Source organism: Variovorax sp. Soil_C_12 (assembly GCF_057657375.1).
Genome location: NZ_JBDGIO010000004.1, coordinates 209,549 through 228,171 on the forward strand (window position 1 = coordinate 209,549; position 18,623 = coordinate 228,171).

Consider the following 18,623-nt stretch of genomic DNA (forward strand, 5'->3'; position numbering starts at 1 on the left):
GGCCTGGCCGATGCTACACGCAGCGATTGCACCGAAGAGGAATCCCATGAGCAAGATCTTCACGCCGCCCACCGAAGACGCCCCGCGCTCGCCGGCCGAGGTGTACGACACGCAATTCGTCCCGGCGCTGTTCCGACACTGGGGACCGGTGCTTTGCGAGGCCGCGCACATCGGGCCGGGCCAGCGATTGCTCGACGTGGCCTGCGGCACCGGCGCGCTGACGGTGGCGGCCGCCGGGCGCGTCTCGCCCGGCGGCGCGGTGCTCGGGCTGGACATCAATCCCGAGATGCTGGCGGTCGCCCGGCGCCAGCATCCCGAGATCGAATGGCACGAGGGCCGAGCCGAATCGCTGCCCTTCGCCGGCGCGAGCTTCGACGCGGTCGTGAGCCAGTTCGGCCTGATGTTCTTCGACGACCGCGTGGCTGCACTGCGCGAGATGCAGCGCGTGCTGCGGCCCGGCGGCCGTCTTGCCGTGGCGGTGTGCGATGCGCTCGAGCGCTCACCGGGCTATGCGGCGCTGGCCGCGCTGCTCGACCGGCTGTTCGGCCGGCGCGTCGGCGATGCCTTCCGTGCGCCCTTCGTGCTGGGCGACGTTGCCACGCTGCAGGCCTTGTGCAACGAAGCAGGCATCGACCAGGCGAGCGTCGCGCAACACGAGGGCACGGTGCGTTTCGATTCGATCGATGCCCTGGTGTCGACCGAGCGCGCCTGCGTGTGGACGCTCGGCGGCTTGCTCGACGACGACCAGTTCGAGCGCCTGCGGCGCGAGGCGCAGGAAGCGTTCAGTCCCTTCGTCGAGGCCGGCGACAGGGTCGCGTTCGCGATGCCGGCGCTGCTGATCACCGCGCAGAAGCGATGAAGCAAGAAAAGTGTGAAGCGCGCCTGTAAGCCGGATTCTGTGCGTTGGAGTTTCCCCCAACGTGACCGCCATTACTCTGGGCCGCTTGTCGCCAAGCGGCTCGGTGCCACCTACCCGCCAGCTCTGCGGAACCACATCGACGCTGGCCTACTTGGTGTTGCTGCGCGCAGAGATTGCCCGTTTCACCCGACCGGGTTGCCCCGGCCGACTCGTCTCTGTTGCTCTGATCCTCACCTCGCGGTGGAGAGCCGTTAGCTCCTGCGCTGTCCTGTGCAGTCCGGACTTTCCTCCAGTGCGCCCTTTCGGGACTTGCACCAGCGGCGGTCCGGCGCGCTTCACGGGCGTGATTATCTTCGCCCCGGGACAGGTCCGCCCCGACTCCTCCAGAATGGCCGTTTTCCCGGCTCGTCCGCAGTGGACCAACCATCCCAAGGAGATCGAATGAAAGCCCAGAACATCCTGCAGACCATCGGCGGCACGCCGCACGTGCGCATCCAGCGCCTGTTCGGCCATGCGACGCAAGAGGTGTGGATCAAGTGCGAGCGCGCCAACCCGGGCGGCTCCATCAAGGACCGCATCGCGCTGTCGATGGTGGAGGACGCCGAGCGCTCCGGCGCGCTGAAGCCCGGCGGCACTATCGTCGAGCCCACCTCGGGCAACACCGGCATCGGTCTGGCGATGGTCGCGGCGGTCAAGGGCTACAAGCTGGTCCTTGTGATGCCCGACAGCATGTCGGTCGAGCGCCGGCGCCTGATGCTGGCCTACGGCGCCAGCTTCGACCTGACGCCGCGCGAGAAGGGCATGAAGGGCTGCATCGCGCGCGCCGAGGAGATCCTGGCCGGCACGCCCGGCGCCTGGATGCCGCAGCAGTTCGACAACCCCGCCAACGTCGAGGTCCATGCGCGCACCACGGCCGAGGAGATCGCGGCGGATTTCCCCGAAGGCATCGATGCGCTGATCACGGGCGTGGGCACCGGCGGTCACATCACGGGTTGCGCGCAGGTGCTGAAGAAGAAGTGGCCCAAGCTGAAGGTCTTCGCGGTGGAGCCGGTGGCCTCACCCGTGATCTCGGGCGGCGCGCCCTCGCCGCATCCGATCCAGGGCATCGGCGCCGGCTTCATCCCGAAGAACCTCGACACGGAGCTGCTCGACGGCGTGATCCAGGTCGACGCCGAGCCGGCACGCGAGATGGCGCGGCGCTGCGCCGCCGAGGAAGGCATGCTCGTCGGCATCTCCTCCGGCGCCACCCTCACCGCGATCGCGCAGAAGCTGCCGGAGCTGGCGCGCGATGCGGTGGTGCTGGGGTTCAACTACGACACGGGGGAGCGGTATCTGTCGGTGGAGGGGTTCCTGCCGGCCGCCTGAGCTTCAGTCCTTCAGCCAGAGGCGCTTGAGTCGCTTGCCGAGGGGGCTGCGATAGCGGTCGAAATCCTTGCGATCGACGGTCAGCACGTTGTAGATGCTGGTACGGTCGGCGGCAAAGACCAGCGCTACGTCCGCCAGATCCGCTCCGCCATCGGCATAGCGCTCGGTGAAATCGGCGATCTCGGACAGATCCGCCGGATCGCTGGCCAGGACCGTCAATCGTCCGGCAGCCGCCCAACGCAGCAGATTGAGCCAGCCGGCGTCATCAAGCAGATGGCCGGCCTCGGTGAGCACCTCCCAAACGGTATAGAGGCGGCGACCTGCCAGCTGATGCAACATGCCGGCGGCGCTTGCATGGTGAGAGTCGCTGTCATTGAAAAGAGCGACCAGGAAACCCGTGTCAGCGAGCGTATCCGTGCTTCTCACGCAGTCGCTCCAGAATGGCTCGCTTGCCAGGGTGGGTCACGCTCTCCGGCTTGCGCAGCCCGCCGCCCTTGCCGATGTAGAGCGCATCGATCTCGGCCGCTGCCTTTTCCGCGGGGACCACCTTGCCGGCATAGGCGGCAATACTGCGCCGGATGAACTCCGACTTGCTGATATGTAGCGCGGCAGCGGCACGCTCCAGCAGGGTTTCGTCTTCGGCGGGCAATCGGATGGACAAAGTCATGGATCACTCCTGTAATACAGAAGTGTATTACAGGCGACGCCCGTTGCGCCACTTGCCTGGCGCGCTGCTCTGCCCTGATCCAGACAGGAGAACAACTACGCAGCGATCGCGGAGTTTCGGGCATGGCTTGTCGAGGAAGGCCGCAGCACCGAACACTTGGAATCGCCCCACCCGAAAGACCAGGTAGCGGCTCCTGCGCCGCGGAAATTACAATCGCAGCCCCTCAAGCGCCACCTGCCCGATCACCACGGGCCGCCCGCCATGATCCGCGTCTCCGAACTCAAACTCCCCCTCGACCATGCGCCCGAGGCGCTGCCCGCGCTGGTCGCGTCCACGCTGGGCATCGCGCCCGGCGACATCGCTTCGCACACCGTCTTCAAGCGCAGCTTCGATGCGCGCAAGGCCGAGCTGCTCACGGTCTACATCGTCGACGTAGACCTGGCCGATGCACAGGCCGAGGCCTCGGTGCTGGCAAAGCATGCCGGCCGCCCGCATGTGCAGCCTGCGCCCGACATGGCCTACCGCCTGCCCGTGCGCGCCGGCGAGAGCTCGCAGCGCCCGGTGGTCGTGGGCTTCGGCCCCTGCGGCATCTTCTGCGCACTGCTGCTGGCGCAGATGGGCTTCAAGCCCATCGTGCTGGAGCGCGGCAAGACCGTGCGCCAGCGCACCAAGGACACCTGGGGCCTGTGGCGCAAGAGCGTGCTAGACCCCGAGTCGAACGTGCAGTTCGGCGAAGGCGGCGCCGGCACCTTCTCCGACGGCAAGCTCTACAGCCAGATCAAGGATCCGCGCTTCCTCGGCCGCCAGGTGATGGAGGAATTCGTCAAGGCCGGCGCGCCGCCGGAGATCCTCTATGTCGCCCATCCGCACATCGGCACCTTCAAGCTGGTGAAGGTGGTGGAGAACATCCGCGAGCAGATCGTCGCCCTGGGCGGCGAGGTTCGCTTCGAGCAGCGCGTGACCGACGTGCACATCGAGAACGGGCATCTGCGCGGCCTCACCGTGCTCGACCAGCGCACCGGCACCAGCAGCGAGCTGCGCACCGACCATGTCGTGATGGCGCTGGGCCACAGCGCGCGCGACAGCTTCGAGATGCTGCATGCGCGCGGGGTACACATCGAGGCCAAGCCCTTCTCGATCGGCTTTCGCGTCGAGCATCCGCAGGGCCTGATCGACCGCGCGCGCTGGGGCCGGCATGCCGGCCATCCGCTGCTGGGCGCGGCCGACTACAAGCTGGTGCACCACGCGAGCAACGGCCGCTCGGTCTACAGCTTCTGCATGTGCCCGGGCGGCACGGTGGTCGCGGCCACCAGCGAGCCCGGCCGCGTCGTCACCAACGGCATGAGCCAGTACTCGCGCAACGAGCGCAACGCCAACGCGGGCATCGTGGTGGGCATCGATCCGCACGACTACCCCGGCTGGGAAGACGGCCGCACCGGATCGCCCCTGGCAGGCATCGCGCTGCAGCGCGCGCTGGAGTCCAACGCCTTCGTGCTCGGCGGCGGCGACTACCGCGCGCCGGGCCAGCTGGTCGGCGACTTCGTGGCCGGCAAGCCCTCGAGCGCGCTGGGCAGCGTCGAGCCCTCGTACAAGCCGGGCGTGACGCCGGGCGACCTGCATGCCGCCCTGCCCGCCTATGCCATCGAGGCCATGCGCGAAGCCTTTCCTGCTTTCGGACGCAAGATCAAGGGCTTCGACCTGCACGACGCGGTGCTGACCGGCGTCGAGACGCGCACGTCATCGCCGATCAGGATTACGCGCGGCGAGGATTTCCAGAGCCTCAATGTGCGCGGGCTCTATCCCGCGGGCGAAGGTGCGAGCTACGCGGGCGGCATCCTCTCGGCGGGCGTAGACGGCATCAAGGTCGCAGAGGCGGTGGCGCGCGGAATCGTCGACGATTCTTGACCGGGTGATCATCTCGACGTCGTTCGCCTGCTCGGCGAGCGTCAAGACACTGCGGGCGCGACGTTGACGAGAGTGGCATGCTCGGCCACCATCGTGCATCGCCACCCATGCCCGACCAGGCGGCGGACTCGTTGGAGAGGCTTGGCCCGCTGAGGAATGGGCGGTCACGTGCGCCGTTCAGCGCGTTCAAGGAGGTCTCATGGCCGAGAGCGACAAGGTCTTCGCGGGCTCGATCCCGAAGTTCTACGACACGCTGATGGTCCCCCTGATCTTCGAGGCCTATGCCGGCGACCTGGCGACGCTTGCCGCTGCCTCCTCGCCCGGCTCGGTGCTTGAAACGGCGGCCGGCAGCGGCGTGGTCACGCGGGCGCTTGCGCCAAAGCTCAGCGCCGACGCGTCCTATGTGGTGACCGACCTCAACCAACCCATGCTCGACTATGCCGCCACCCGGCAGGGGCCCGATAGCCGCATCGAATGGCGGCAGGCGGATGCGCTCGACCTGCCGTTCGAAGATGCCTCGTTCGACGTCGTTTGCTGCCAGTTCGGCGCGATGTTTTTCCCCGACCGGATCGCCGGCTACGCCGAGGCGCGTCGCGTGCTGAGGCCAGGCGGGCGATTTGTCTTCAATGTCTGGGACCGCATCGAAAAGAACGCCTTTGCCGACGAGGTCACCAACGCCGTCGCCGCGGTGTTTCCGCACGACCCTCCGCGATTCCTCGCCCGCACGCCGCACGGCTATCACGACACCGCACTGATCCGCGAGGAATTAAGCCGCGCAGGGTTCGCCGACATCGAGATCGAGACGAGCGAGAAGGTGAGCCGCGCGGCTTCGGCACGCGACGCCGCCACCGCCTATTGCCAGGGGACGCCGCTGCGCAACGAGATCGAGGCGCGCGACGCCAGCTTGCTTCAACTCGCGACGGACCGCGCGACGGAGGCGATCGCCAGCCGCCATGGTGAAGGCCCGGTGGCCGGCAAGATTCAGGCGCATGTGATCGTGGCGGCGGGATAGCGAAGGCCCGGCGCAAGGGTCGGCAATCAGCCCTGGGCGTTCTGCAGGGCCGCGATGCGCTCCTCGATGGGCGGGTGCGTGGCAAACAGCTTGCCGATGCTGCCCGTGATGCCCATGGCTTCCACCGCCTTCGGCAGCTCGCCGGGCGTCAGGCCGCCCAGGCGAGCCAGCGCATTCACCATCGGCTGCTTGCGGCCCATCAGCTGGGCCGCGCCGGCGTCGGCGCGGAACTCGCGCTGGCGCGAGAACCAGGCCACCACGATCGCGGCCGCGAAGCCCAGCACGATGTCGAGCACCACGGTGGTGATCATGTAGCCGATGCCGGGGCCGGACGAACGGTCGTCGCCGCGGCGCAGGAAGCTGTCGACCGCATAGCCGATCACGCGCGAGAGGAAAACCACGAAGGTGTTCATCACGCCCTGGATCAGCGTCATCGTCACCATGTCGCCGTTGGCCACGTGCGCCACCTCGTGGCCGATCACGGCCTCGACCTCCTCGCGCGTCATGTTGGCGAGCAGGCCGGTGGACACGGCCACCAGCGACGAGTTCTTGAAGGCGCCGGTGGCGAAGGCGTTGGGGTCGCCCTCGAAGATGCCGACCTCGGGCATGCCGATGCCGGCCTTGTCGGCGAACTTGCGCACGGTCTGCACGATCCAGGCCTCGTCGGGCGACTGCGGCTCGTTGATGATGCGCACGCCGGCCGACCACTTGGCCATGGGCTTGCTGATGAGCAGCGAGATGATCGCGCCGCCGAAGCCCATCACCAGCGCGAAGCCCAGCAGGGCCGTCAGGTTGAGCCCGTTGGCGGTGAGGTAGCGGTTGACGCCGAGCAGGCTGGCGACGACGCCCAGCACCGCGACCACCATCACGTTGGTCAGGACAAACAGAAGGATGCGTTTCAAGCTGATTTCTCCGTGGGATTCAGGCGAAGTGCTCGCCGTGGCGAGCAAATGAGGCCCGGCGAGGGGGTTTCAAGCGCCGCACGGCGGATCGTTGTGGTGGTTCTGCCCTGCGGCGCCAGGCCTCGGATCGATCATAGGAGCAAAGTTCGCACGTCCGGAACACGCCACTACGCTCACTCGGGATAAAGCCGGCCCGCCAGCGTGGCGCTGGCCTTGCGCAGCGCGGGCAGGAAGGCGTCGCGGAATTCGACGAAGCTCATGCGCTCGGCGCGCACCGCGATGCTCATGGCAGCCACCATCGTGCCGCTGCGGTCGTACACCGGCACGGCCATGGAGCGCACGCCCAGCTCGAGCTCGCCGTCGTTGCCGGCGTAGCCCTCCTCGCGGCAGCGTGCGAGCAAGGCCAGCACCGGCTTCAGCTCGTACACGGTGCGCGCGGTGAGCGGCTGCCGCGGCATCGCGCGCACGCGCCGCTCGGCCTCCGCCGGCGGCAGGCTCGCGAGCAGCACGCGCCCCAACGCCGAGCAATACGCCGGCAGGCGCGAGCCGATGCCCAACCCCGTGCTGAGGCTGCGCCGCGCGGTGGAGCGGGCGATGATGATCGCGTCGTCGCCCAAGAGCTTGCCCAGCGAGGCCGACTCGCGCGTGCGCTCCGACAGCGCGTCGAGCAGCGGCTGCGCCAGCGAGGGCGTGGCCCGCGAGGCCAGGTAGGCATGCGCCACCAGGAGCGCCTTGGGCAGCATCCAGAAGCGCTTGCCGTCGCTGTCGAGATAGCCCAGCGCCTGCAGGGTCAGCAGCGAGCGCCGCGCCGAGGCCGGCGAGCAGCCGGTCAGCCGCGCCACCTCCGACACGGTGAGCCGGCCGTGCTGGCGCCCGAAGCAGGTCAGCACCTCCAGCCCCTTCTGTAGCGAGGCGACGAAATTCTTGTCGGACGGGTCCACGCTTCCCGGGGAAGCGGCTTCGTTTTTGCGCATAGCGCAAATCTAGCTTGTTCGTGACGCCCCTGGGCCGCACACTTCCCCTACCCCGATGAACGTCTATGACGGAGACAAGACCCCCATGCTGAATTCCTTCGCGCGGCGCCTCTGCGCCGCCTGCCTGGCCGGCGCCTGCCTGCTCGGCCCCGCCTCGGCGCAAAGCCCGCAAGCGCTGAAGCTCGTCGTGCCCTTCCCGGCCGGCGGCACCGCCGACATCCTGCCGCGCGTGGTGGCCGAGAAGCTGCGCGCGCAGTATCCCGGCGGCGTGCTGATCGACAACCGCACCGGCGCGGGCGGCAACATCGGCGCCGAGCTGGTGTTCCGTTCGGAGCCCGACGGCAACACCCTGCTGGTCTCGCCGCCGGCGCCGATCGCGATCAACCAGCACCTCTACAAGAAGCTCTCCTTCGATCCCGCGAAATGGGTGCCCGTCACGGTGCTCGCGACGGTGCCCAACGTGCTGGTGGTCAGCCCCAAGCTGCCGGTGAAGAACGTGCAGGAGTTCATCGCCTACGCCAAGGCCAACCCCGGCAAGCTGAGCTACGGCTCGCAGGGCAACGGCACCACCTCGCACCTGACGGCCAGCCTGTTCATGCAGCTGACCGGCGTCGAGATGGTCCACATCCCGTACAAGGGCACGGCGCCCGCGCTGGTGGACCTGGTGGGCGGCCAGATCGACGTGTTCTTCGACAACCTGAGCTCCTCGCTGCCCTTCCACCAGGCCGGCAAGCTGCGCATCCTGGGCGTGGCCGACGAGCAGCGCTCGCACGCCCTGCCCGAGGTGCCCACCTTCGCCGAGCAGAAGCTGCCCGCCATGAACGCCGTGACCTGGTTCGCGGTGGTGGCGCCGCCCGGCACGCCCGCGGACAAGGTCGCCGGCGCGCAGAAGGCCATCGCCGATGCGCTGGCATTGCCCGACGTGAAGCAGAAGTTCGCCGAGCAGGGCGCCGAGCCGCGCGGCTGGGACAGCGAGCGCACCGGCAAGTTCCTGCAGGCCGAGTCCGCGAAATGGAACAAGGTCATCAAGAGCGCCAAGGTCAGCCTCGACTGACATCACGAACATGAACGACATCGCATCCCAACCCATCCACTGGGCCGGCCCCGGCCTCACGCGCATCCCCTTCGCGCTCTACAGCGACGCGCAGACCGCGTCCGACGAGCAGGCCCGCATCTTCCGCGGCGAGGTCTGGAACTACCTGTGCCTCGAGGCCGAACTGCCCGATGCCGGCAGCTACCGCACCACCTTCGCCGGCGAGACGCCGGTGGTGGTGGTACGTGATGAAGACGGCGAGATCTACGCCTTCGAGAACCGCTGCGCCCACCGGGGCGCGCTGATCGCGCTGGAGAAGTCCGGCCGGGCCGAGAACTTCCAGTGCGTCTACCACGCCTGGAGCTACAACCGCCAGGGCGACCTGACCGGCGTGGCCTTCGAGAAGGGCGTCAAGGGCCAGGGCGGCATGCCGCCGGATTTCTGCAAGGAGGCGCACGGCCCGCGCAAGCTGCGCATCGCCACCTTTTGCGGGCTGGTCTTCGGCAGCTTCAGCGAGGACGTGCCCGGCATCGAGGACTACCTGGGCGAGGAGATCTGCGCGCGCATCGAGCGCGTGCTGCACAAGCCGGTGGAGGTCATCGGCCGCTTCACACAGGCGCTGCCCAACAACTGGAAGCTCTACGTGGAGAACGTGAAGGACAGCTACCACGCGAGCCTGCTGCACCTGTTCTTCACCACCTTCGAGCTCAACCGCCTGTCGCAGAAGGGCGGCGTGATCGTCGACGAGAGCGGCGGCCATCACGTGAGCTACTCGATGATCGATCCGGCCGCGGAGAAGGACGCCTCGTACAAGGAACAGGCGCTGCGCTCCGACAACGACCGCTATCGCCTGAAGGACCCGAGCCTGCTCGCCGGCTTCAAGGAATACGAGGACGGCGTGACGTTGCAGATCCTCTCGGTCTTCCCCGGCTTCGTGCTGCAGCAGATCCAGAACTGCCTGGCGGTGCGCCAGGTGCTGCCCAAGGGCGTGGCGCGCACCGAGCTCAACTGGACCTACCTGGGCTATGCCGACGACACGCCGGAGCAGCGCCGCGTGCGCCTGAAGCAGTCGAACCTGATCGGGCCCGCCGGCTTCATCTCGATGGAGGACGGCGCCGTGGGCGGCTTCGTGCAGCGCGGCATCGCGGGCGCGCACGACCAGGAGGCGGTGGTCGAGATGGGCGGCGACGGCGCCGAGTCGAGCGAAGGCCGCGCCACCGAGGCCTCGGTGCGCGGCTTCTGGAAAGCCTATCGCCAGCACATGGGCGCCTGAACCCACGCGACAAGAGAGACACACACGATGATCGACCTGCTGGCGCTGTGCGCCTTCAACGCGGCCTATGCCCACACCATCGACAGCGATGCGCTGGAGCAGTGGCCGGACTATTTCACCGAGGACTGCCACTACCGCATCACGCATGTGGAGAACGAGCGCGAGGGCCTGGCCGCCGGCATCGTCTATGCGGACTCGCGCGCGATGCTGGAAGACCGCATCGCGGCGCTGCGCGAAGCGAACATCTACGAGCGGCAGCGCTACCGGCACCTGCTGGGCATTCCCTTGCTGGAGCAGGCCAGCGCCGACGGCGCCGAGGCGCGCACGCCCTTCATCGTGGCGCGCATCATGGCCACCGGCCAGACGGAAATCTTCGCCACCGGCGTGTACCAGGACCGCTTCGTCCAGCAGGACGGGCAACTGAAGCTGCAGTCGCGCGTGGCCGTGTGCGACAGCACGGTGACGGACACGCTGCTGGCCCTGCCGCTGTGAGCATTACGACGACACGAGCGCGCCGCCTCGCGCTCGCCGCGGGGGATCCCAACGGCATCGGGCCCGAGATTGCGCTGAAGGCGCTGGCCGCGCTGCCCGCCGATGCGCGGGAACGCATCACGCTCTTCGGGCCGCGCAGCGTGCTCGAGCGCACGGCGGCGCAGCTGGGCCTCGAAGCGATGCTGCCGGCGCTGGGCCTGGTCGATGCCGGCGCGCTGCCGTCCCACGCGGCGCAGCCGGGTCGCATCGAGGCCGCGGCCGGTGCTTCGGCCGTGGCCTCGGCCAGCGCGGCGATCGAGGCCTGCCGGCGCGGCGAGTTCGATGCCGTGGTGGCCTGCCCTCACCACGAGACCGCGATCCACCATGCCGGCATCGCCTTCAGCGGCTACCCCTCGCTGGTGGCCCGTGTCTGCGGCCAGCCGGAAGACAGCGTGTTCCTGATGCTGGTCGGCGGCGGCCTGCGCATCGTGCATGCGACGCTGCACGAGAGCGTGCGCCAGGCCCTGGGCCGGCTGCAGCCCGAACTGATCGCCGCCGCGGTGCGCGCCGGTGTGCGGGCCTGTGCGTTGCTGGGGGTGCCGGAGCCGTCGATCGGTGTGTTCGGCATCAATCCGCACGCTTCCGAGGGCGGGCTGTTCGGGCCCGAGGACGAGGCCTGCGTGGCGCCGGCCGTGCGCGCGCTGCGCGCCGAGGGCCTTCGTGTCGACGGCCCGCAGGGCGCCGACGTGCTGCTGGCGCAGCGCCGGCACGATCTCTACGTCGCGATGCTGCACGACCAGGGGCACATCCCCATCAAGCTGCTGGCGCCGAACGCGGCCAGCGCGCTGTCCATCGGCGCCGAGGTGCTGCTGTCCAGCGTGGGCCATGGCAGCGCGATGGACATCGCGGGGCGCGGCATCGCCGATCCGAGCGCGGTGCTGCGGACTCTCCAACTGTTGTCGGGCATGGCCCCGAAGGACACCACACCATGAGCCATCGCGTCGCCATCGCCGGCAGCGACATCGCCTTCGACTGCGCGGAGAACCAGAGCGTGCTCGACGCCGCCCTGCGCGCCGGTATCGAGCTGCCCTACTCCTGCCGCAAGGGCGTGTGCGGCAACTGCGCCGGCGGCATTGCGCAGGGCGAGCTCGCCGGCCTCGAGGGCGCCTCGATCCGCAACGAGAGCTGCACGCCGGAGCAGGTGCTTTACTGCATGTGCACGCCGGCGAGCGATCTGCAGATCCAGCCGGTGTCCTGGCATCGCATCGACCCCGGCGCGCGCAAGCGCTTCACGGCCAAGGTCTTTCGCAATCAGCTGGCCGCGCCCGATGTGTCCGTGCTTCAGTTGCGGCTGCCGGCAGGCCAGCGCGCGAAGTTCCACGCGGGGCAGTACCTGCAGCTCGCGGTGGGCGACGGCAGCACGCGCTGCTATTCGATGGCCAATGCGCCGCACGAGAGCGATGCGCTGACCCTGCACATCCGCCATGTGCCAGGCGGTGCCTTCAGTGCCCGCGTGCCGGCGCTGCAGCAGGGAGACCTGCTCGATGTCGAGCTGCCCTTCGGCGCCGTGACGCTGGACGCCGCGTCGACGCGGCCCATCGTCTTCGTGGCCGGCGGCACCGGCTTCGCACCCATCAAGTCCATCCTCGACGACATGGCGAAGCGCCGCATCGAGCGGCCGATCACGCTGATCTGGGGCGCGCGCCGCGCGGAAGGCATCTACCTGCGGTCGGCAGTGGCGAAGTGGCAGCGGCAATGGCCCGGGGCCTTCCGCTTTGTCGCGGCCTTGAGCGATGAAGCCGGCGATGCGGGCGAGGACGCCTTCACGGGCCGCGTGGACCAGGCCTTGCAGGTCCACTGCCCCGAACTCGCGGGCCGCGAGCTCTACTGCTGCGGCTCGCCCGGCATGGTGCACGCGGTGCGCGAGCTGGGGCTGCAGAAGCTGGGGCTGGCCGCCGCCGACTTCCACGCCGATGTGTTCGTCGACGGACCGGCGCTCAGTGCCGCGGAGGCCGTGGCCGCCTGAAGACCGCCGCGTCGTCATAGAACTCCGGCGCCTCGTTGGCGGGCCACCAGCCCGGCACGCCCAGCACCGGCAGCGGCGCGAAGGGCTTGCCGGCCAGGTGATCGGGTTCCAGGGCGGCCGCGATCGCCGCATCGTCGATCGCGATCGAGCGGACCGCGCCCGGTGCCCACAGCACGTGCGCCGTGAGCGCCTTGCGCGGCGAAACGAGCTTTTCGAGCAGCGCATGGCCGAAGACCAGCAGGCGGGCCTCGCGCCACAGCGCGCGTTCGCGCATGAAGAGGCCCTGCCAGTCGCGCGCCAGCAGCGCCGCCCACAACGCAGCCGGCGCATCGAGCACCGCTCCGTTCTCGTCGAAAAGCGTCAACGCATCGCGCAGGGGCCCGCGCGTGGCACCGATGCCGGCGCGCGCGATCTCGGCCGCCTGCAATTCGTTGAGGCGCCGCTTGGCGCGCGGGAAATGCAGCCACGCCAGGCCGTTGAAGAAGTCATGCAGGTTGTCGCGCGTGGGCACCTGCGCCGTGCGCAAGATGAAGGCCTCGTAGGCTTCGCCGGGTGGCGCGGCATCGGCCTGCACGAAGCGCAGGGGCCCGGCCGGCAGGTCGATGCCTGCGCCCTGGCCCGACAGCACGGCCGCCACGCCGGCGCCTTGTGCCAGCGACGCCGCCATCGCCGCGGCCCGCGGCGCATAGGGCGCCAGCCAGGGCCGTGCCGGGTCGAAGCCCGGAGGCGGATTCACGACGCGGCGGGGCCGACGTACTGCACCTTGTTCGGCGTCTTCTCCGGCGTCAGCAGGAACAGCTCGGGAAACTTCTTGAACAGCTTGGGCGAGCTCGCGCTCTTGCCCAGCAGCTTGGCGCCGCGCAGACGCTCGGCCGCGTGGTTGAGCTCGAGCTTCGCGCCGCCGGCGAGCTCGGGCACCGCATCGAGGATGCGCAGCACGTCCTCGGGCAGCACCACGGGGGCCGGCGCAGGCGCTTGCGCCTTGCTGCGCCGCGGTGCGCGCGCGGGACGCTTGGCGGCAGCGGGCCGGGCCGCGGACTGGTGCTGCAGATCGATGAAGCTGTCGTAGACCCCCACGGTCTCATCGCCCGTCTTGCCCTGCTGGCCGATGCCGCAGACGCGGCAGCCCTTCTCGCGCAGGCGGATCACCAGCGGCGCAAAGTCGGAATCGGAGGACACCAGCACCACCAGCTCGGGCCGCTCGGCCACCACCAGGTCCATCGCATCGACCGCCAGCGCGATGTCGGTGGAGTTCTTGCCGGAGGCCAGGTTGACCATCGGCCGCACCGAGAGCCGCTTGAAGAGCGCCTGCTGCTTGAGGGCGGTCTCGGCGTTGCAATAGGCGCGGCGCACGTGGATGGCGCCCTGGTCGGCGAGCGTGCGCTGCACCGCCTGCTCGATGACATCGGCCGAGACGTTGTCGGCGTCGATCAGCAGCATCACACGGCGCACGGCGGTGCTCACAGCAGCCTCCACGCGACGGTCTCGCCGCCGCGCAGCGGCTTGAGCGTCGCCTCGCCGTAAGGCACGGTCTCCGGCACGGTCCAGCTCTCGCGCTGCAGGGTCACGGTGTCGCTGTTGCGCGGCAGGCCATAGAAGTCGGGGCCGTGGAAGCTGGCGAAGCCTTCGAGCTTGTCCAGCGCGCCGGCGTTGTCGAAGGCCTCGGCATAAAGCTCCAGCGCCGTGAGCGCGGTGTAGCAGCCGGCGCAGCCTAGCGCATGTTCCTTGAGGTGCGCGGGATGCGGCGCGCTGTCGGTGCCGAGGAAAAAGCGCGGGCTGCCGCTGGTGGCCGCCTCGACCAGGGCCACGCGATGGGTCTCGCGCTTGAGCACCGGCAGGCAGTAATAGTGCGGCCGGATGCCGCCGGTGAAGATCGCGTTGCGGTTGTAGAGCAGGTGGTGCGCGGTGATGGTGGCGGCGGTGAAGCGGTCCGCATCGCGCACGTAGTGGGCGCCCTCCTTCGTCGTCAGGTGCTCGAACACGATCTTGAGCTCGGGGAAGTCGCGGCGCAGCGGGATCATCACGCGCTCGATGAAGACGGCCTCGCGGTCGAACAGGTCGACCGCGGGGTCGGTCACCTCGCCGTGCACCAGCAGCAGCAGGCCATGCTGCTGCATGGCTTCGAGCGTCGGGTAGGTCTTGCGGATGTCGGTGACGCCGGCATCACTGTTGGTGGTGGCGCCCGCGGGGTAGAGCTTGAGGGCGCAGACGCCCGCCGCGGCCGCTCGTGCGATCTCCTCCGGCGGCAACTTGTCGGTGAGGTACAGCGACATCACCGGTTCGAAGTCCAGGCCCTCCGGCACGGCGGCGCGGATGCGGTCGCGGTAGGCCTTGGCCTGCTCGGCGGTGGTCACCGGCGGCCGCAGGTTGGGCATGATCAGCGCGCGGCCGAACTGGCGGGCCGAATGCGGCACCACCGCTTGCAGGGCCGCGTCGTCGCGCACATGGAGGTGCCAGTCGTCGGGGCGGGTGAGGGTGAGGGTCTGGGCGGGGCTGGTCATGGCGTGCATTGTCCCATTGGGCTCCGAGAAGAAAACGAGTCTGAGCAATTGTTGCTGCGTGCTCAGAAAGTTCGGCGGCCCGACCTACGATGCCCGCCTTCAAAACCCAGCTTCACGGCAGCCATCGCGCTTGCCGGGAATCTCCAGGAGCAAATCTGCATGGGCAATACGCCTGTCAAGTCCAGTGCCGGCATCAGGACCATGCCCTATGACGTGGCCGACCAGCTGCGCACGCCCGAAGCGTTGGCTGCGTATCTCGACGCCTGGCTGTCCGAGGCGCCGGACGATGCTGGCGGATCGCGCGCATTGGGCGACATCGCCCGTGCCAAGGGCATGTCCCAGGTGGCGCGCGACACCGGCCTCAGCCGCGAAAGCCTCTACAAGGCCTTGGGCGAAAACGGCAACCCAAGCTTTGCCACCTTCCTCAAGGTCGCCTGCGCACTGGGAATACGGCTGCACGCAGAAGCGGCGTGAGCTCGCGGTAGGCCTTGGCATCTTGCTCCTCGGCACATCCACCAGCAGTTGTAGCGGTATGGCTGCATGCCTCATGACTCCACGTTCAGTTGGATCGCATTCCCAGAATTTTTTTCCATGGCAGTCGCTGCGGGATGAATGGCCTTTGGCCATCCCTCCGCGGGCCTTCAGGCGATCTGCGTCAACGCGTTCTCGAACGCGGTGCGGGCGATGCCGGTGCGTGCGCTGGAGCGCGCATGGCAGCGCTCCAGCGCCGCCGCCACGGTGGCCGAGACATCGCCGAAGATCGCTTCGTCCGAGATCTCGACATCGCCCTGCATCAGGAACGCGAAGGCGCGCGCCATGCCGCAATTGGCAATGAAGTCGGGAATTACCGCGACACGCGAATCGGCGTGCTCGTAGATCGGGCCGTAGAAGATCTCGCGATCGGCAAAGGGCACGTTGGCACCGCTGGACACGACTTCGAGTCCGCCCTCGATCAACTGCTCGACCTGCTGCTGCGTCACCAGGCGCGAGCCGGCGCAGGGCAGGAAGATGTCGGCGCCTACGCTCCACACCCGGCGATTGATCTCCTCGAACGGAAGCATGCCCTTGGCGGCGAGCTGGTTGCCCTTCTTCTCGAGGAACAGCGTGCGAATCTGCTCGAAGCCGAAGCCCTCGGGATCGAGCACCCCGCCCTCGCGGTCGATGATGCCGACCACGCGCGCGCCTGCCTGCGCGAGGTAGTAGGCCGCCGTCGAGCCGACGTTGCCCCAGCCCTGCACGATGACGCGCTTGCCGGCCACGTGGCCACCGTAGAGCCGGTAGTAGTGCAGGACCGATTCGGCCACGCCCCAGCCGGTGATCAGGTCGGCCACCAGGACCTTGCGTGCCGGCTCGGGCGTGTAGCGCGGGTCCTCCACCACCTTGGCCACGCCCATGCGCAGCTGGCCGACCTTTTGAATGCGCTCGCTGTCGCTCGGCATGAAGTGGCCGTTGACCACGCCCTCCTGCGGATGCCACAGGCCATAGCTCTCGGTGATCGGGATCACCTCGTGCACCTCGTCGACGTTCAGGTCGCCGCCGGTGCCGTAGTAGGTCTTGAGCAGCGGCGTCACGGCCTTGTACCAGCGCTTGAGCACGTCGTTCTTGCGCGGATCGGCCGGGTCGAAGTCGATGCCCGACTTGGCGCCGCCGATGGCGGGGCCGGACACGCTGAATTTGACCTCCATCGTCTTGGCCAGCGACTCGACCTCGCGCCGGTCCAGGCCCGGGCGCATGCGCGTGCCGCCGCCGGCGGCGCCGCCGCGCAGGGAATTGATGACGACCCAGCCCTTGGCGGGCGTCTCGGCGTCATGCCATTCGAAGACGATCTCGGGCGCCTTGTTCTCGAAACGGGTCAGCAGTTCTTTCATCTCGGTCTTTCAGGATTCGGTGGATTCTTTGGATTCGGTGCGTTCAGGCGAGCAACAGCTTGTCGTCGTCGACCTTCTCGCCGCGGGTCTTCTCGAACATGTGCAGCAGGTCGGGCACGTCCATGCGGGCGCGCTCGGAGCCCTTGACGTCGAGGATCACGCGGCCTTCGTGCAGCATCACCGTGCGCGTGCCGTAGTCGAGCGCCTGGCGCATGCTGTGCGTGACCATCATGGCCGTGAGCTTGCCGGCCTCGACGATCTTCGCGGTGAGCTCGAGCACGAAGGCAGCGGTCTTCGGATCGAGCGCCGCGGTGTGTTCGTCGAGCAGCAGGATGCGCGAGGGCTGCAGCGAGGCCATCAGCAGGCTCACGGCCTGGCGCTGTCCGCCCGAGAGCAGCCCCATGCGGTCGGCCAGACGGTTCTCGAGCCCGAGCTCGAGGATGCTGAGCTTCTCGCGGAAAAGCTCGCGCAGCTTGCGCGTCAGCGAAAAACCGAAGCCGCGGCGCGCGCCGCGCTTCCACGCCAGCGCCATGTTCTCCTCGATCGTCAGCGCTTCGCAGGTACCGGCCATCGGGTCCTGGAAGACGCGTGCGACCAGGTCGGAGCGCTGCCAGGCCGAGCGACGGGTGACCTCGCTCTCGTCGATGTGGATGCTGCCGCGGTCGACCATCAGGTCGCCGCTGATGGCGTTGAGGAAGGTCGACTTGCCGGCCCCGTTGGAGCCGATGACGGTGACGAACTGCCCCGTGGGGATGCTCAGGTCCAGCCCGCGCAGCACGCGGTTCTCGATCGGCGTGCCGGGGTTGAAGGTGATTTCCAGGCCTTTGGCGCGCAGCATTACTTGGCCTCCTTGACGGCGACTGACGGGTTGGTGCGCACGCCGGGCCACAGGGCGGCCAGCTTGCGCTTGTAGGCGGGCACGAGCAGCGCGAAGGCGACCAGCACGGCAGTCACCAGGTTCAGGTCCTGGGCCTGCAGGCCGATGAAGTCGCTGTTGAGCGCCAACGCGATGAAGAAGCGGTAGAGCACCGCGCCGAGCACGCAGGCCAGCGTCGTGACGACCAGGCTGCGGGCCGGCAGGATGGTCTCGCCGATGATCACCGCGGCCAGGCCGACGACGATGGTGCCGATGCCCATGGAGATGTCCGCACCGCCCTGCGACTGCACGAACAGCGCGCCCGCCAGCGCGACCAGGCCGTTGGACAGTGCCAGGCCCCACACGGTCAGCCGGTCGGTCGAGATGCCCTGCGCCCGCGCCATGCGCGGGTTGCCGCCGGTGGCGCGCATCGCAAGGCCCGTCTCCGAGGCGAAGAACAAATCGATCAGCACCTTGGCGGCGGCCACGATCGCCAGCAGCACCAGGGGCTTGAGCCAGTAGTCGGGCAGGCCGCCGAACTGGAGCAGGCTGAACACCGTGGGGTCGTTGATCAGCGCCACGTTGGGCTTGCCCATGATGCGCAGGTTGACCGAGTACAGCGCGATCATCACCAGGATGCTCGCGAGCAGCTGCATGATGCGCAGCCGCACGTTGAGCCAGGCGGTGAGGTAGCCCGACATGGCGCCGGCAAGAATCGCCGCCGCCGTCGCGGCAAACGGATTCCAGCCCGCGACGATCATCGCCGCCGCCACGGCGCCGCCGAGCGGGAAGCTGCCGTCCACCGTCAGGTCGGGAAAATTGATGATGCGGAACGAGAGGTACACGCCCAGCGCGACCAGCCCGAATATCAGGCCGATCTCGATGGCACCCAGGGAAGCAATGAGCGACAT

General features: G+C 68.6%; 20 protein-coding genes and 1 other RNA gene. 10 read left to right on the plus strand and 11 right to left on the minus strand.

Going from position 1 to position 18,623, the window contains the following annotated elements; translation table 11 throughout:
- Positions 1-46 precede the first annotated feature (46 nt).
- On the plus strand, positions 47-859 hold the full coding sequence (locus tag AC3A6X_RS13275; RefSeq protein WP_487842607.1) for a methyltransferase domain-containing protein: 813 nt from the start codon (positions 47-49) through the stop codon (positions 857-859).
- 10 nt (positions 860-869) lie between these two features.
- Here the strand turns inward: AC3A6X_RS13275 and rnpB are convergent.
- Positions 870-1,196: RNase P RNA component class A (rnpB, locus tag AC3A6X_RS13280), an RNA gene on the minus strand.
- A gap of 104 nt (positions 1,197-1,300) precedes the next feature.
- Here rnpB and cysK point away from each other — a divergent pair.
- Entirely contained in the window at positions 1,301-2,224 is a 924-nt protein-coding gene (gene cysK, locus AC3A6X_RS13285) for a cysteine synthase A (RefSeq protein WP_487842608.1), read from the plus strand.
- Positions 2,225-2,227: 3 nt separating this feature from the next.
- Here cysK and AC3A6X_RS13290 read toward each other — a convergent pair whose 3' ends face one another.
- Entirely contained in the window at positions 2,228-2,650 is a 423-nt protein-coding gene (locus tag AC3A6X_RS13290; protein WP_487842609.1) for a type II toxin-antitoxin system VapC family toxin, read from the minus strand.
- Positions 2,625-2,891: a ribbon-helix-helix protein, CopG family gene (locus AC3A6X_RS13295; protein WP_487842610.1), complete on the minus strand. Its 267-nt coding sequence runs from the start codon at positions 2,889-2,891 to the stop codon at positions 2,625-2,627. Before AC3A6X_RS13295 ends, AC3A6X_RS13290 begins: the two co-directional genes overlap by 26 nt.
- Positions 2,892-3,152: 261 nt before the next feature.
- Between AC3A6X_RS13295 and AC3A6X_RS13300 the strand changes: the two genes are divergently transcribed.
- Both AC3A6X_RS13300 and AC3A6X_RS13305 read left to right on the plus strand, forming a co-directional pair.
- Positions 3,153-4,796 (plus strand): NAD(P)/FAD-dependent oxidoreductase, encoded by a 1,644-nt coding sequence (locus AC3A6X_RS13300; protein WP_487842611.1) that lies wholly within the window; start codon positions 3,153-3,155, stop codon positions 4,794-4,796.
- A gap of 199 nt (positions 4,797-4,995) precedes the next feature.
- Positions 4,996-5,808 carry a class I SAM-dependent methyltransferase gene (locus AC3A6X_RS13305; RefSeq protein WP_487842612.1) on the plus strand — a complete coding sequence of 271 codons (813 nt, stop codon included), beginning with the start codon at positions 4,996-4,998 and terminating at the stop codon, positions 5,806-5,808.
- Positions 5,809-5,834: 26 nt separating this feature from the next.
- On the opposite strand, the gene htpX is transcribed toward AC3A6X_RS13305, so the two are convergent.
- Positions 5,835-6,710 (minus strand): protease HtpX, encoded by an 876-nt coding sequence (htpX, locus tag AC3A6X_RS13310; RefSeq protein ID WP_487842613.1) that lies wholly within the window; start codon positions 6,708-6,710, stop codon positions 5,835-5,837.
- Between the two features lie 173 nt (positions 6,711-6,883).
- A complete protein-coding gene (locus AC3A6X_RS13315) occupies positions 6,884-7,684 on the minus strand; it encodes an IclR family transcriptional regulator domain-containing protein (protein WP_487842614.1) in 801 nt (266 codons plus the stop codon).
- An 85-nt stretch (positions 7,685-7,769) separates the two neighbouring features.
- Here AC3A6X_RS13315 and AC3A6X_RS13320 point away from each other — a divergent pair, with 85 nt between their 5' ends.
- Genes AC3A6X_RS13320 through AC3A6X_RS13340 form a run of 5 tightly spaced genes read left to right on the plus strand, consistent with a single transcriptional unit; the run spans position 7,770 to position 12,487 of the window.
- Positions 7,770-8,738, plus strand: coding sequence for a Bug family tripartite tricarboxylate transporter substrate binding protein (locus AC3A6X_RS13320; RefSeq protein ID WP_487842615.1), 969 nt, complete (start codon positions 7,770-7,772; stop codon positions 8,736-8,738).
- A 10-nt stretch (positions 8,739-8,748) separates the two neighbouring features.
- Complete coding sequence (locus tag AC3A6X_RS13325) at positions 8,749-9,990, plus strand: Rieske 2Fe-2S domain-containing protein (RefSeq protein ID WP_487842616.1); 1,242 nt, start codon at positions 8,749-8,751, stop codon at positions 9,988-9,990.
- 27 nt (positions 9,991-10,017) lie between these two features.
- Positions 10,018-10,482 (plus strand): aromatic-ring-hydroxylating dioxygenase subunit beta, encoded by a 465-nt coding sequence (locus AC3A6X_RS13330; protein ID WP_487842617.1) that lies wholly within the window; start codon positions 10,018-10,020, stop codon positions 10,480-10,482.
- Positions 10,479-11,453 carry a PdxA family dehydrogenase gene (locus AC3A6X_RS13335; RefSeq protein WP_487842618.1) on the plus strand — a complete coding sequence of 325 codons (975 nt, stop codon included), beginning with the start codon at positions 10,479-10,481 and terminating at the stop codon, positions 11,451-11,453. The genes AC3A6X_RS13330 and AC3A6X_RS13335 overlap by 4 nt, the downstream gene beginning before the upstream one ends.
- The gene (locus tag AC3A6X_RS13340; RefSeq protein WP_487842619.1) at positions 11,450-12,487 is read left to right on the plus strand and encodes a 2Fe-2S iron-sulfur cluster-binding protein; all 1,038 of its coding nucleotides are present in this window, start codon (positions 11,450-11,452) and stop codon (positions 12,485-12,487) included. Before AC3A6X_RS13335 ends, AC3A6X_RS13340 begins: the two co-directional genes overlap by 4 nt.
- On the opposite strand, the gene AC3A6X_RS13345 is transcribed toward AC3A6X_RS13340, so the two are convergent.
- From AC3A6X_RS13345 to pyrC, 3 genes are all read right to left on the minus strand, one after another.
- Positions 12,459-13,154 carry a DUF3025 domain-containing protein gene (locus AC3A6X_RS13345; protein WP_487842870.1) on the minus strand — a complete coding sequence of 232 codons (696 nt, stop codon included), beginning with the start codon at positions 13,152-13,154 and terminating at the stop codon, positions 12,459-12,461. The two genes, AC3A6X_RS13340 and AC3A6X_RS13345, sit on opposite strands and share 29 nt — an antisense overlap.
- 65 nt (positions 13,155-13,219) lie before the next feature.
- Positions 13,220-13,951, minus strand: a complete 732-nt coding sequence (locus AC3A6X_RS13350) for an NYN domain-containing protein (RefSeq protein WP_487842620.1) — start codon at positions 13,949-13,951, stop codon at positions 13,220-13,222.
- Positions 13,948-14,988, minus strand: coding sequence for a dihydroorotase (pyrC, locus tag AC3A6X_RS13355; RefSeq protein WP_487842621.1), 1,041 nt, complete (start codon positions 14,986-14,988; stop codon positions 13,948-13,950). Before pyrC ends, AC3A6X_RS13350 begins: the two co-directional genes overlap by 4 nt.
- A 159-nt stretch (positions 14,989-15,147) precedes the next feature.
- Between pyrC and AC3A6X_RS13360 the strand changes: the two genes are divergently transcribed.
- A complete protein-coding gene (locus tag AC3A6X_RS13360) occupies positions 15,148-15,462 on the plus strand; it encodes an addiction module antidote protein (RefSeq protein ID WP_487842871.1) in 315 nt (104 codons plus the stop codon).
- A 167-nt stretch (positions 15,463-15,629) separates the two neighbouring features.
- Here the strand turns inward: AC3A6X_RS13360 and AC3A6X_RS13365 are convergent, their stop codons facing one another.
- Genes AC3A6X_RS13365 through AC3A6X_RS13375 form a run of 3 tightly spaced genes read right to left on the minus strand, consistent with a single transcriptional unit; the run spans position 15,630 to position 18,623 of the window.
- A complete protein-coding gene (locus AC3A6X_RS13365; protein WP_487842622.1) occupies positions 15,630-16,856 on the minus strand; it encodes a Glu/Leu/Phe/Val dehydrogenase dimerization domain-containing protein in 1,227 nt (408 codons plus the stop codon).
- Positions 16,857-16,899: 43 nt separating this feature from the next.
- Complete coding sequence (locus tag AC3A6X_RS13370; protein ID WP_487842623.1) at positions 16,900-17,694, minus strand: ABC transporter ATP-binding protein; 795 nt, start codon at positions 17,692-17,694, stop codon at positions 16,900-16,902.
- Positions 17,694-18,623, minus strand: a complete 930-nt coding sequence (locus tag AC3A6X_RS13375) for an ABC transporter permease (RefSeq protein WP_487842624.1) — start codon at positions 18,621-18,623, stop codon at positions 17,694-17,696. Before AC3A6X_RS13375 ends, AC3A6X_RS13370 begins: the two co-directional genes overlap by 1 nt.